The organism is Shinella kummerowiae (genome assembly GCF_009827055.1).
Taxonomy (GTDB): Bacteria; Pseudomonadota; Alphaproteobacteria; order Rhizobiales; family Rhizobiaceae; genus Shinella; species Shinella kummerowiae.
The window spans coordinates 184,390-197,667 of record NZ_WUMK01000003.1 but is presented as its reverse complement, the minus strand read 5'-3'; the positions used below and the strand labels follow the sequence as shown (position 1 = coordinate 197,667).

The 13,278-nt window shown below is 63.3% G+C and carries 12 protein-coding genes; 3 read left to right on the top strand and 9 right to left on the bottom strand.

Annotated features, from left to right (window positions below):
• Nucleotides 1-37 precede the first annotated feature (37 nt).
• The 5 genes from GR138_RS08745 to GR138_RS08725 form a co-directional block, all read right to left on the bottom strand.
• On the bottom strand, nucleotides 38-1,927 hold the full coding sequence (locus GR138_RS08745; protein ID WP_160858438.1) for a bifunctional sugar phosphate isomerase/epimerase/4-hydroxyphenylpyruvate dioxygenase family protein: 1,890 nt from the start codon (nucleotides 1,925-1,927) through the stop codon (nucleotides 38-40).
• A gap of 11 nt (nucleotides 1,928-1,938) precedes the next feature.
• The gene (locus GR138_RS08740; protein ID WP_160858436.1) at nucleotides 1,939-2,799 is read right to left on the bottom strand and encodes a shikimate dehydrogenase; all 861 of its coding nucleotides are present in this window, start codon (nucleotides 2,797-2,799) and stop codon (nucleotides 1,939-1,941) included.
• A 61-nt stretch (nucleotides 2,800-2,860) separates the two neighbouring features.
• Nucleotides 2,861-3,877 (bottom strand): TRAP transporter substrate-binding protein, encoded by a 1,017-nt coding sequence (locus tag GR138_RS08735; protein ID WP_160858434.1) that lies wholly within the window; start codon nucleotides 3,875-3,877, stop codon nucleotides 2,861-2,863.
• Between the two features lie 53 nt (nucleotides 3,878-3,930).
• Nucleotides 3,931-5,211 (bottom strand): TRAP transporter large permease, encoded by a 1,281-nt coding sequence (locus GR138_RS08730; RefSeq protein ID WP_160858432.1) that lies wholly within the window; start codon nucleotides 5,209-5,211, stop codon nucleotides 3,931-3,933.
• A gap of 10 nt (nucleotides 5,212-5,221) precedes the next feature.
• Nucleotides 5,222-5,785 (bottom strand): TRAP transporter small permease, encoded by a 564-nt coding sequence (locus tag GR138_RS08725; protein WP_160858430.1) that lies wholly within the window; start codon nucleotides 5,783-5,785, stop codon nucleotides 5,222-5,224.
• 285 nt (nucleotides 5,786-6,070) lie between these two features.
• Here GR138_RS08725 and GR138_RS08720 point away from each other — a divergent pair, with 285 nt between their 5' ends.
• On the top strand, nucleotides 6,071-6,709 hold the full coding sequence (locus GR138_RS08720) for a TetR/AcrR family transcriptional regulator (RefSeq protein WP_160858428.1): 639 nt from the start codon (nucleotides 6,071-6,073) through the stop codon (nucleotides 6,707-6,709).
• A 129-nt stretch (nucleotides 6,710-6,838) separates the two neighbouring features.
• Entirely contained in the window at nucleotides 6,839-8,035 is a 1,197-nt protein-coding gene (locus GR138_RS08715; protein ID WP_246200338.1) for a GGDEF domain-containing protein, read from the top strand.
• Nucleotides 8,036-8,060: 25 nt separating this feature from the next.
• On the opposite strand, the gene GR138_RS08710 is transcribed toward GR138_RS08715, so the two are convergent.
• Both GR138_RS08710 and GR138_RS08705 read right to left on the bottom strand, forming a co-directional pair.
• Complete coding sequence (locus GR138_RS08710; protein WP_160858426.1) at nucleotides 8,061-9,095, bottom strand: ABC transporter ATP-binding protein; 1,035 nt, start codon at nucleotides 9,093-9,095, stop codon at nucleotides 8,061-8,063.
• The gene (locus tag GR138_RS08705) at nucleotides 9,092-10,615 is read right to left on the bottom strand and encodes an ABC transporter permease (RefSeq protein WP_246200337.1); all 1,524 of its coding nucleotides are present in this window, start codon (nucleotides 10,613-10,615) and stop codon (nucleotides 9,092-9,094) included. Before GR138_RS08705 ends, GR138_RS08710 begins: the two co-directional genes overlap by 4 nt.
• Before the next feature lie 274 nt (nucleotides 10,616-10,889).
• Between GR138_RS08705 and GR138_RS08700 the strand changes: the two genes are divergently transcribed.
• Entirely contained in the window at nucleotides 10,890-11,897 is a 1,008-nt protein-coding gene (locus tag GR138_RS08700; protein ID WP_160858422.1) for an iron ABC transporter substrate-binding protein, read from the top strand.
• 43 nt (nucleotides 11,898-11,940) lie between these two features.
• Here the strand turns inward: GR138_RS08700 and GR138_RS08695 are convergent, their stop codons facing one another.
• Complete coding sequence (locus GR138_RS08695) at nucleotides 11,941-12,318, bottom strand: ferritin-like domain-containing protein (RefSeq protein WP_160858420.1); 378 nt, start codon at nucleotides 12,316-12,318, stop codon at nucleotides 11,941-11,943.
• Nucleotides 12,319-12,327: 9 nt separating this feature from the next.
• Nucleotides 12,328-13,239 (bottom strand): glutathione-dependent disulfide-bond oxidoreductase, encoded by a 912-nt coding sequence (yghU, locus tag GR138_RS08690; RefSeq protein ID WP_160858418.1) that lies wholly within the window; start codon nucleotides 13,237-13,239, stop codon nucleotides 12,328-12,330.
• Between the last annotated feature and the right edge of the window lie 39 nt (nucleotides 13,240-13,278).

The following is a 13,278-nucleotide window of genomic DNA, read 5'->3' as shown; positions in this document are numbered from 1 at the left end:
GAGGGGCATCGAGGCCTGAGTGCGGTCGCAAGCGCCGTCAAGCGCGCGGCATGCCCATGGGACGAAGATGGCGGCGCAGTGCGGCGATGCGGAAAATCGCATTCGCCGCCCCATAGCCGCGATAGCCCTTGCGCTGGACGATTTCGAAGAAGAAGCCTTCACGGTAGGTGGGGCTGTAGAGCTGGAAATACTCGCCGTGTTCGTCGCGGTCGTAAAGGATGTTGTGGGACTGGAGTTTTTCGGTGAGGGCAGGGTCCAGGCCGAAGCGCGCTTCCAGATCGTCGTAATAGTTGGGTGAAATCTCAAGTGCGGCAAAACCGTTGGCGGCCAGCGCGCCGGCCGTGGCGAAGATGTCGTCGGTGGTGAAGGCGAGGTGCTGGATACCGGAACCGAAGGTTTCCGTGATGAAGCGCCCGGCGACAGTGTTGCGGTTTTCCGCGCCGTTCATGGTGATGCGCAACGACCCTTCGCTGTTTTCGATCGCCTGGCTGCGCACGAGGCCGGACGGATCGACGATATCGACCATGGGTGTTTTCCCGGCGTCGAAGATCGCGGTGTAGAACAGCAGCCAGGTGAGAAGCTCGTCATAGGGCATCGTCTGCGCGAGGTGATCGATGGTTTGGAGGCCTGCGTCGCGCGTGCCCGCCCCGTCTTCGATCGGATCGAACTCGATGTCCCAGATGCGGGCGAGGTCGGTGCTTCGGTCCAGAAGGTAGATGATGCCGCCGCCGACGCCGCGTACCGCCGGCATTTCGATCTCGCCGCGGTCGAGCGGCTGTTTGAAGGCTTCGGCGCCGAGGGCGATGGCACGCGCTCTTGCTGCCCAGGCGTCTTCGACGAGAAGACCCATCGCATAGGCGGATGTGCCGTGCACCAGATAGGAAGAGCTGGCAAAGCCTCGGTCATCCGCATTGACGACCAACCGGACGTCACCTTGCCGGAACACGGTGACTTTCTTGGTCTTGTGGCGCGCATCCCGGTGAAAGCCGAGGGTGCTGATCATCGTTTCGAGGGCCGGCGCCTCCGTCTCGTCTACCGCGAATTCGACGAAGGCGACGCCATCGACACGGCTGCGATCCGGCATGTCCGGGACGTTCACCGAAAGACCGGGATTGGCGCGGCGGACCCGGTCGCCGAGATAGACCAGCGAGCGGTATCCGTCGGCTGCGATGGCGGCGGGCGAGCCACCGCGGAACTGGTCGTTGAAGATTTCGAGCGACAGGTAACCATCGTAGCCGGTCTCCGCGACGGCCGCCATGAAGGCCTCGACCGGTAACTCGCCTTCACCCGGCATGTTGCGGAAGTGTCGGCTCCAGTAGAGAAGGTCCATGCCGATCTTCGGCGCATCGGCGAGTTGGATGATGAAAATCTTCTCTTTCGGGATCGAGCGGATCGAATTGACATCGATCTTGCGCGCGAGCGTGTGAAAGCTGTCGAGGATCAGCCCGATATTGGCGTGATCGGCCCGCCGCACGATTTCCCAGGCATCCCGGTGATCATGGATATGGCGCCCCCAGGCGAGCGCTTCATACCCGACCCGCAGGCCGCGTTTTGCCGCGCGCTCGCCGAGTTCGTGGAAGTCGGCTGCCGCGCGGTCCAGGCCACCGAGGGCGGCGCTGGAAACGTTCGAACAGACGAGCACGAGGTCCGTGCCCATGTCCTGCATGAGGTCGAATTTGCGTTCGGCCCGATCGAAGGTGCGGCTACGCAGCGGTTCCGGCATGCCCTCGAAATCACGGAATGGCTGGAAGAGGGTGATCTCCAGGCCGAAATCGCGCACCATGCGGCCGAGCTGTTTCGGGCTCTCGTCAAAGACGAGGAAGTCGTTTTCGAAGATCTCGACACCGTCAAAACCTGCCTTGGCGATGGCTCCGAGTTTGTCACGCAGGTCGCCACTGAGCGAGACGGTGGCGATCGAGGTCTTCATGGCGTCCTCCTTCAGCGTGCGAGCCTGTTGAAATGCGCGAGCATGCGGTCGGCGTCCGGCTCGCGGCCGGTAAACAGCCGGAATGCATCGACCGCCTGGAACACTGCCATGCCGCCGCCATCGAGCGTCCGGCAGCCAAGGTCCCGCGCCGCGCGCAAAAGCCCGGTTTCAAGCGGAAAATAGACGACCTCGGCAACCCAGTGCCGGCGGTCGAGGAGATCGGCCGGCAGGGGGAGGCCGGGATATTTCGCCATGCCGGTCGGCGTTGCGTGCACGAGGCCGGCAACGGCCTGCGTGGCATGCGCCAGGTCATCGGCAGCATCGACGACGGCCTTCGGGAAGAGGGCGGCCATGGTATCGGCGAGCGCCACCGCACGCTCGTTCTCCCGGTCGAAAACAAGAAGCTTCTCCAACCCAAGTGACAGGAGGGCATAGGCGGTGGCGGCTCCGGCGCCGCCAGCGCCAAGCTGCAAGGCCGACGATAAATCCGCTTGCGGCAGGCCCCGTCGAAAACTTTCGGCAAACCCCCACCAATCCGTGTTGTGGCCGGAGCGCTTGCCGTTGCGAAACACCACGGTGTTGACCGCCCCAAGGTCCCGGGCCTGCGGAGAGAGTTCATCGAGATGGGCAATGACACTCTGCTTGCACGGATGGGTAATGTTGAGGCCGGCGAGCCCACGGGCTCCCGCCTCGTCGAGCAGGCGCGGAAGATCCGCCGGTGTCGCGCCGATCTGGCTGAGATCGATCAGCTCATAGTCATAGGAGAAGCCTTGTGCCTCGCCTTCGCGCATATGCATGGCCGGGGTCAGCGATGCCTGAATGCCGGCGCCGATCAGTCCGGCCTTCAAGGGTTTCAACAGGATCTCGCTCATCTCTCGCAGTCCATTGAGGTGACATCCGGCCCACCTGTTCCGGCGGGCCGGTTCGCTGGCCTTATTTGCCGCGGATCGTCTCGAGTTCCTTGAAGAGTGCGGTAACCGTCTCCGGGCCGATCTCCGCAGCGAACTTGTCGATCAGCGGCTTGACGGCGTCGCGCAGCTTCTGGGTTTCCTCCGGCGAGAGCTCGTTGACCTCCATGCCGGTCGCCTTGATGTCCTCGATGGCCTTGGCGTCCACTTCACGCGATACCTTGCGCTGGTAGTCGCGTGCCTCCGTGGCAGCGGACTGGAAGACAGCCTTTTCCTCGTCGTTCAGCCCGTCCCAGACCTTCTTGCTGATCAGCACGATCTGCGGATTGTACTGGTGACGGGTCACCGTCATGTATTTCTGCACTTCGTAGAACTTGGCGTTCAGGATGTTGGCGGCGGGGTTTTCCTGGCCGTCGACAGTGCCGGTTTCGAGCGCCGTATAGAGTTCGGTATAGGGCAGCGGCACGGCATTGGCGCCGAGGCTGTTGAACAGCTCGATCGGGATCGGCGACTGGATCGTGCGGATCTTCAGCCCGCTGATGTCTTCCAGCTTGGTGACCGGATGACGGTTGTTCGTGAGGTTGCGGAAGCCGAGCTCCCAGTAACCAAGGCCGACGAGACCGGCGTCGGGCAGGAGGTCCATCAGGCCCGTGCCGAAGGCGCCGTCCATCACCTTGTCGGCTTCCTCGCCGCTGTTGAACAGGAAGGGCAGGTCGACGGCACCGAACTGCTTGACGTTGCTTGCGAGAATGCCGGCATTCAGCACGGTCATCTCGATCACGCCGCCCTGCAGCGCAGAAACGGTCTGCACGTCGCCGCCAAGCACGCCGCCGGGGAACAGCTTCACATCGATCTTGCCGCCGCTCTTCTCCTTGATCAGTTCAACGAACTTCTCCATGCCGGTCACCTGCGGGTGACCCTTGTTGTTCGCCGAGGCGAATTTCAGCTGGTGCTCGCGGATTTCTGCCGAGGCTGGAAGTGCGGCCAGCACGGCGAGTGGCACGATTGCCCCAAGCGCCAGTTTCTTCAGTGTGTTGAGCATGTTTTCCTCCCAGGTTTGGCCGCGCTTTTGCGTTCGGCCGGTTGATCGACTGCTCAGTGCCCCATCAGTGCCACGGGAAACGTGACGAGTTGCGGGAACAGGACGAGCAGCAGAAGCACGATGATTTCGGCGATGAGGAAGGGCATCACGCCCTTCATCAATTGCTCCATGTTGAGCTTGGAAACACCACAGATGACGTTGAGCACGGTGCCCACCGGCGGCGTGATCAGGCCGATGGAATTGTTGATGATGAACAGCACGCCGAAATAGACCGGATCGATACCCGCCTCCTTGATGACGGGCATCAGCACCGGCGTCATGATGAGAATGGTCGGTGTCATGTCCATGGCGGTGCCGACCACGACGACGAGGGCCATGATGGCGAGCAGCAGCAGCGTCTGGTTGTCCATAAGGGGTTCGAGCAGGGACACGAGTTCGCCGGGCACGTCAGCGACGGTGACGAGCCAGGCGGAGACGGCCGCGCAGGCGACGAGGAACATGACGACGGAGGTGATCTTGGCGGCCGCGACGAAGACGCCGAAGAGTTTTGCCGGCGGCAACTCGCGATAGACGACCATTGCGACGAACAGCGAATAGACTGCCGCAACCACGCCCGCCTCCGTCGGCGTGAATACGCCGAACTTCAGCCCGACAATGATGATGACAGGCAGCATCAAGGCCCAGATGCTGTCGACGAAGGCTTTCAGGCGCACCGCACCGCTCTGGCGTGGCGGCAGCGCGAACTGCTCCTTGCGCGCGACGAGCAGCCAGGTGATGCAGAGCGCGACTGCGATCATCAGGCCGGGAAAGATGCCGGCAAGAAACAGCTTGGTGATCGAGACGCCGCCGATGACACCGTAGAGGATGAAGCCGATCGACGGCGGGATGATCGGGCCGATGACCGAAGCGGAGGCCAGCAGGCCGCCGGTGCGCGCCGGATCGTGGCCGGATTTCACCATCATCGGGTAGAGCAAGGCGCCAAGGGCTGCAGCATCGGCGACCGCTGAACCGGAGAGGCTTGACAGGATGCAGGCCGCGAAGATGGCGACGAAACCGAGCCCGCCGCGGATATGTCCGACCAGCGCCATGGCGAGGTTGACGATGCGGCGCGACAGGCCGCCGGTGTTCATCACTTCGCCGGCAAGCAGGAAGAAGGGCACGGCCATCAGGGGGAAACTGTCGGCGCCATTGAGCACGTTCTGGGCGACGATCTGCGCATCGAACAGGCCGAGATACATCATCAGCGCGACACCGCTGATGATCAGCGCGAAGGCGATCGGCACGCCGAGCGCCATGGGAACAAGAAGGGCGCCGAGGAAGATTGTGACGGTCATCGGTGCAGCCTCAATGTTTGACGGAAGGCGTGGCGAGGGACGGCTCCGGCTGGTGCTCCAGCGCCACCTCGTCCTCGCTGTCCTTGACGAATTCGGCGGTGGTGACGTCGATGCGGCCGGTGATAACGCCGATCATGTCGGCGAGAATGAGCAGCAGGGCGGGCACGCCGAACGCGAGGCCGGCGCCGTAGAAGACGCCCATGGAAATCCCCGTTGCGGGCGCCGAGACGTGCAGGTTGATCACGGTCTGTGTCCAGCTTCCGCTGATCATCAGCCATGTCGCCCAGAGCATCAGCGCCTGCCCGGCAAGGACCGCAACCTTAGCCGCGGTGGGCGGCAAACGGCGCAGAAGGGAATCCACACCCAGATGGCCGTGTTCACGCATGGCGACGACCGCACCGAGAAAGGTCAGCCAGACGAAGAACATGCGTGACAATTCTTCCGAATAGGTGATGCCGGTATTGAAGGCGTAGCGCAGGACGACGTTGCCGAAGACGAGCACGACCATGCCGGCGAGCAGGGCGGCGATCGCGACCTTCAGCAGCCGAAAGCAGAAATCGATGATGCGAACCATAACGCTCCTCCCAAAGCGATTTGCCGCTGGCGCGGCCTGTCTCCGTTCCTAGCGCAGGTCCGGTGTGGCGCATTAGCGCTATGGTGCAGCGGCGTCCTCCTCCAGGCCGCCGGTGTATCTACAAAATGTACGAACTAGTACGTATGTCAAGTGGAGTCTCTTGAAAGACCCCGGTAAGCTCAATATGACTTTCATCGGGGGCAAGATGGGAAGGCTGGTTCGCCGACCTGTTTGGCGGCGTTTTCGTGATGGAAATCAAGTTGATCGCGGGAAGTGGCGAGGAAGATGGCAGCGCGGGCCGAGGCGAGTCGAAAAAATGATCCGGAGCGGACGAAGGAAGATATCCTCGTCGTCGCCACGGAGGAATTCGCGACCCATGGTCTCGCCGGCGCGCGTGTCGATGCCATCGCGGAGCGTACGCGCACGTCCAAGCGCATGATCTACTACTATTTCGGCGGCAAGGAGGGGCTCTACCTCTCCGTGCTGGAGCGCGCCTATCGCAAGATCCGCACGCTGGAAGAGGACCTCAAGCTCGCCAGTCTGGCGCCCGAAGAAGCGCTGCGAACGCTTATCGCCAGCACCTTCGATCATGACGAGGCCAATCCGGATTTCGTGCGGCTGGTCAGCATCGAGAACATCCACCATGCAGCGCATATGCTGCGTTCGGAGGCGATCCGCGATCTCAACGTCTCGGTCATCGAAACGATCGCCGGCATCCTGGAGCGCGGGATCGCGGAGGGCGCTTTCAAGCGCCAGGCCGACCCGATCGACGTCCACATGCTGATCAGCGCCTTCTGCTTCTTCCGCGTCTCGAACCGCTACACCTTCGGAACGATTTTCCGGCGAGACCTGTCAGAGCCGGAAACGATGACACGGCACAAGGGTCTGATCGCTGACGCGGTTATTCAATACCTCAAGGGCTGAGTAGTCCGGTATCCGCCGCCTATGCTTGCTTCAGTTGGGAAATATGTCACGCTACGGCACAGAGTAACGGCCAACGCGCTGCAGCTTTAGGTCGTTGTTCAGCTTTCTGCCCTAACGTCAGGCAATTGCATGCGGGGATCTCGGATGGGCGTGGTGACGCTGGACCAGGTGGAGCGCCAGATAGCGCGCGGGTTTCGCCTTCTGCGCTTTGCCCCGGATATCGAGGCTGCGTTCCGAAAAGACTATGCGGCGGAGCGGGTGCGGCTGGCGGCGATCTGGGGCGTGATCGGCACGCTGATCTACGACCTGGTCTATTTCGGCGACCGTACCATGATGGTGGACGTCTTCACCGAGCTGGTCATCGTTCGCTTCCTGGTGTTCACGCCGTTCGTGATCGGGTGCATCCTTGCTGTTCGCCGCTGGCCGGATGCGCTGCTCTACGACGTTCTTTCCATTGCGATTGCCGTGCTGGGCGTCACCTTGCCCATGGCTGTCGCCACGCAGAGCGCAAGCCCTTACCTGTTCGTCTACCAGAACGGTAATTCCGCGGCCTTCCTGTTCTTCGTCATCGCGTTGCGGCCGCGCTTTCCCGCCGTGCTGGTGGGGCTTGTGTTGATGTGCACCTCGCATTTCATCACCACGCAACTGACGGGCGCCTTCGACGCCGTCACCTATTCCGGCATCATCACCTTTTATGTGACGCTCTCGATCTTCCTGGCGGTCAGCGCCTATTTCCTCGAGCGGATGGATCGACAGAATTTTCTCAATCAACTGCGGGGCAGCCTGCTTTATGCGCAGCTCGAATACAATTCCGAGCGCGATGAACTGACGGGATTGCTGAACCGGCGGTCGCTTGCACGGATTTGCGCGCGGCTGTGGAGCGGCACTCCCCAATCCGCCGTCGCCGCCATCCTGCTCGACATCGATCATTTCAAGCGGTTCAACGACGTCCATGGCCATATCGAAGGCGACGCCTGCCTTCGCGCGATCTCGCAGTGCATTCGCGATACGGCGGACGAGGCGTCGTTCGTGTTCCGTTTCGGCGGGGAGGAGATGCTCGTGCTCTCGCCCATTCGCGAACCCCTGACGGCGTTGGCAGCGGCGGAGCGTATCCGGGTTGCCATCGAGAGCCTCGCCATGCGCCATCGCGGGCTCGAAGAGGGCTGCGTGACCGTCAGTCTGGGGGTAGCGTTCGCGGCGCCGTCACAGGTAACGCTTGAAGGGCTTCTGCGGGATGCCGACAGCGCGCTCTACGAAGCCAAACGCAAGGGTCGAAACATGGTGGTTCTTGCCGGAGGGACAGTCGCCGGCACCCGTGTGGCCTAGGATCGACGCCTGGAGAGGCGCCTGATCATGCGAAGACGTGGGCCTTGCCCGTCACACCGAGGTGGACGAGGGCGCCAAGGGCAGGGAGGGCGATGCTGGACGTCTTGATCAGGATTGGCGGCAGTGCGATATCGGGAAGGGCGACGGCGACGGTGCACACGGCGCCGCCGAACTGCACGTCGACCACGCGCCCGCCTTCCTGCGGTGTGGCACCATCGACGACGATACTGATCTGTTCCGGTCGCAGCATGATTTCCGCCTTGCCCGCATGGCCGCTTTCGACAGGCACGCGCCCCAGGGCGCAGTCGGCGAAACCGTTCGTCACCGTCGCCGGCAGCAGCACGGCATCTCCGAGAAACCGCGCGGTTTCCGGGTCGCGCGGGTGCTGGTAGAGCGTCTGGGGCGAACCCGCCTGGACCAGGCGCCCCTCCCGCAGCACGGCAACCTGATCGGCGAAGGAGAGGGCTTCCGTCTGGTCGTGGGTGACGAGGATGGCGGTGATGCCGGCCGTCTGCAGAACACGCACGACCGCCTTGCGCATGGTTTCGCGCAGGCCCGTGTCGAGGGCAGAGAACGGTTCGTCCAACAACATGAGCTGCGGCCGTCGGCCGAGCGCCCGGGCCAGTGCCACGCGCTGTTGCTGTCCGCCGGAAAGCTGATGTGGTCGGCGTGTCGCCATGGCGCCGTCGAGTTCGACCATGTCCAGCAGGTCGGCAATGCGACGTGCCCGATCCGGTGCACCACGCGCGAAACCGAAGGCGATGTTGTCGGCGACGCTCAGGTGGGGAAACAGCGCGCCGTCCTGCGAGACGATGCCGATGCCACGTTTGTGCGCCGGTACACCCGCCGGTCCTTCGGCAAACTGCTTTCCATCGAAACGCACGATGCCCCTGTCGGGGAATTCGAAGCCGGCGATGATGCGCAGGAGCGTCGACTTGCCCGAGCCGGAGGGGCCGACCACCGCAGTCCGGCTGTCGGGCTCGACGGAAAGGCTGACGCCATCCAGCGCCGCCACCGGGCCGTACCGCTTGCTGATGGTCTCAAGATGCAGCAGCGTCATTGGCCGGCCGTCCGTTTCGATTGCGCATGAAGGAAGAGGGTGAGCGGCAACGACAGCACCACCATCATCACCGCGTAGGGTGCGGCCGCGACATAGTCGATCTCGCTGGTGAGCGCCCAGAAACGGGTGGCGAGCGTATCGACACCGGTCGGAGCGAGCATCAGCGTGGCGGTCAGTTCGTTGGTGATGCCGAGCGAGACCAGGGCAACGCTGGCGGCGGCACCGGGCGCGGCGAGCCTGAGCGTGATCTGACGCACGGCCTGGCCAGGCGTGCGACCGAGCGCCACGGCCGCGCGCTCAAGCTCCACCGGCGCCTGCGCGATGCTGGCACGCAGGCCCACCATGGCGCGCGGCAGGAAGAGCAGCACATAGCCGGCGAGCAGCAGGGCGAAGGTCTGGTACAACGGCAGCAGGAAGCGCACCGTGACGGACACAAGCGCAAGCGCCACCACGACGCCCGGCAGCGAGCCGACATAGTAGTGGCAGGCCTCGAGAAACCGTTGCAGCCGGCCGGGCGCGCGCACGGACAGCCAGGCCATGGGGGCCGCAGCCATGGTCGCGAGGATGCCGCCGGCCAGGGCCAGCACGATGGTCTGCCCCACCGCACCGGTGACCTCATTGTCCCAGATGGCGGCACCGCCAAGCCAGAGCCAGCGGCCGAGCGTCAGCAGCGGTACGCCGAGCGTCAGCATCGCGAGCGTTGCCGGCAGAAGCAGGACGGGCAGAGCGAAGCGCCCCAGTCGTTGCAGATTGGCTGGCCGCGCCGCGCCGGCACCGATGCGTGCATACCGCTCGTTGCCGCGCAGCAGCACTTCGAGGCCGAGCAGGAATAGGCAGCAGGTAACCAGGACGCCGCCGATCATGCTGGCGGCCGGGCTGTTGTAGGAGGACTGGAACTGGTCGACGATGGCCGTGGCCAGCGTGTCGAAACGGATCATCGCGAACAGCCCGTATTCAGACAGGAGATGCAGGCCGATCAGCAGCGAGCCGCCGCAGATGGCAAGGCGCAGTTGTGGCAGGACCACGCGGAAGAACACGGCGACGGGCGCAAGGCCGAGCGAGGCGGCAGCGTCCTCCACCGCAGGATCCAGCCGGCGGAGAGCCGCGGCCACCGGCAGATAAAGAAACGGAAAATAGGCGAGAACCGCGACGAACACGCCACCGGCGAGGCCCCGTATGCCCGGAACGAGGCTGACCCAGGCGTAGCTGTGCACGAAAGCCGGCACGGCGAGCGGCGTTATCGCCAGCCACGCCCAGAGGCGCGCGCCGGGAATGTCGGTGCGTTCCGTCAGCCAGGCAAGGCCAACAGCGACCGCGATCGACAGCGGAATGGTCAGCAGTTCGAGGTAGAGGGTGCCGAGGATGAGTTCGCCGACGCGCGGGCGAAAGACCAGCGTCTTTACCGTTTCCCAGCCGACATCATAGGTCACCCAGCCGATGAAGCCGAGCGGCACGAGACTGAACATGGCCACCAACGCGGCAAACACGATCACCGGAACATGCGGACGGGACGCGCCCATGCGCCTGCGCGCTGGCCATGCCTCGGTGAATGCTTCTGCTGTGCTATCCTGCAACACGGCCCATGCCTTCATGTCACGCGAACAAGGGGAGGCCGTTGCAACATTCAGCGGCCATCCGGCCTTGCCGTAAGGATTTCTTGAGTAAAAGGCAATGGTTTGTCGTGTGGCGGTCGGCGCGACACATCGCTTCTGGCATCGACCGCAATCCCGTTATAAGTAGAGTTTTGTTGGCCAGTTTTGCGCCGGCACCCGGGATTTCGAGCAGGAGAACACCATGAACATGTCGATCCGAATGACGGTGGCGGCGTTGTCGCTCTTTGCAGCGGCGTCGCTGACGTCCGGCGCTCGCGCGCAGGACGCGGGCGAACTCGTCATCTACAATGCCCAGCATGAAGGGCTCGGAAAGGCCTGGATCGATGCCTTCACGAAGGAGACGGGCATCAAGGTGGTGGTCCGCAAGGGCAGCGACATGGAGTTCGCCAACCTGATCCTCCAGGAGGGTGACCTGACGCCGGCCGATGTGTTCCTGACGGAAAACTCGCCGGCCATGGCGCTGCTCGACACGGCGGGACGCTTTGCGCCAGTCGACAAGGAAACGCTCGATCAGGTGCCGCCGGCGTATCGCCCGGCAGACGGCATGTGGACCGGGATCGCAGCGCGATCGACGGTGTTTGCCTATGACAAGACGAAGCTCACCGAAGAAACGCTACCGAAGTCGATGCTCGATCTCGCCGATCCGGCCTGGAAGGGCCGTTGGGGGGCATCGCCGGCCGGTGCGGATTTTCAAGCGATCGTTGGCGCGCTCCTGCAGCTCAAGGGCGAGGAGGTAACATCTTCCTGGCTGACGGCGATGAAGGAAAACGCGACACCCTACAGGGGCAACAGCGTTGCGATGAAGGCGGTCAATGCCGGGGAAATCGAAGGGGCGGTGATCTACCACTACTATTGGTTCGGGGATCAGGCAAAGACCGGTGAAAACAGCAACAACGTGGCGCTGCACTACTTCAAGAACCAGGATCCGGGCGCCTTCGTCAGCATCTCCGGTGGCGGCGTCCTGAAGACCAGCAAACACCAGAAGGAGGCGCAGGCGTTCCTGAAGTGGATTACTGGCACGTCCGGCCAATCCATCCTGCGCGATGGCGATTCGTTCGAATATGCGATCGCGGGTGACGCCAATCCCAAGCTCGTTCCGCTCAAAGATCTCGATGCGCCGAAGGTGGAGGCCTCCACACTCGACAACAAGAAGGTCGTGGAACTGATGACCGCCGCCGGCCTGCTTTGATCACAGGCGGTGCGCGTCTCAGCCGCGCACCGCCTGCATCTGCCTACACTTCGAACACGTCCTCGAACGATTCAGGGAAGCTCTTGCGGGCGACCTGCTCGTCGATGGCCAGCATCGCCTCATAGGACAGCGGGTCGAAATCCTTCTCCACCGCCACGACTTCACGCCCGAAAAGCAGGCTGAGGCGGGCGGCGTCGAGATTGCCGCGTTCGAACGGTTCCGCACCGAAATGGTGCCAGAGAGCATGCAGGAAGGCGGCGTCGATGCGGTGTTCCGCAGTGCCGGGGCGGCCGCGGCGGGGCAGCGCCTTGACCGGCGTCACCCCGCGTGGATTGGCGCGGCGGATGGTGAACTGCACACCCGTGCCCGGCATGCCGGATGGAAAACCGCGGTGCTTGATCATGTCGGGCAGGGTTGCCATGGGATGCTCCTATGCGGTGGCCTGGCCGATCTTGTCTTGCGTCTTCGTCTCGAAGTCGGAGGCATCGTGCCGCTCATGCAGCTGCTCGGACGGATCGCCGTTCAGCCGATTGACCATGCGGCCGCGCTTGACCGCCGGGCGGACGGCGATTTCGGCGGTCCAGCGCTGGACGTTCTTGTAGCTGTCGACATCGAGAAAGGTGCCGGCGTCGCCATATTGCTTGTGCTGCGCAAGGCCACCGTACCAGGGCCAGATCGCCATGTCGGCGATGGTATAGGCAGTGCCCGCCATGAACTGGTTTTCGGCCAGATGTCGGTCGAGCACGTCGAGCTGGCGCTTCACTTCCATCGCGTAGCGGTCGATGGCGTATTGGATGTGGATCGGCGCATAGGCATAGAAATGGCCGAAGCCGCCGCCGAGGAACGGTGCCGAGCCCATCTGCCAGAACAGCCAGTTGAAGGTTTCGGTCCGGGCGCGCAGGTCGTCCGGCAAGAAGGCACCGAATTTTTCGGCGAGGTAGAGCAGGATGGAGGCGGATTCGAAGACGCGGACCGGTGCCCCGCCGCCCTTCGGCGCGTGATCGAACAGTGCTGGGATCTTGGAGTTCGGGTTGACATCGACGAAGCCGGAGCCGAACTGGTCGCCGTCCCCGATGCGGATTGGCCAGGCGTCGTATTCGGCGCCCGTGTGACCTGCTGCCAGAAGCTCCTCCAGCAGGATCGTCACCTTCACGCCGTTCGGTGTGGCAAGCGAATAAAGCTGCAGAGGATGTTTTCCGACCGGCAAGGCCTTGTCATGGGTCGGCCCGGCAATGGGGCGGTTGATATTGGCGAAGGCGCCGCCATTGCCCTTTTCCCATGTCCAGACCTTCGGCGGTTCATAACCGGCGGGAAAATTATCGGCGGGGGATTTCTCAGTCATGCAAATATCCTCGTTCTGAAGGAGCATAGCCAATTTGCG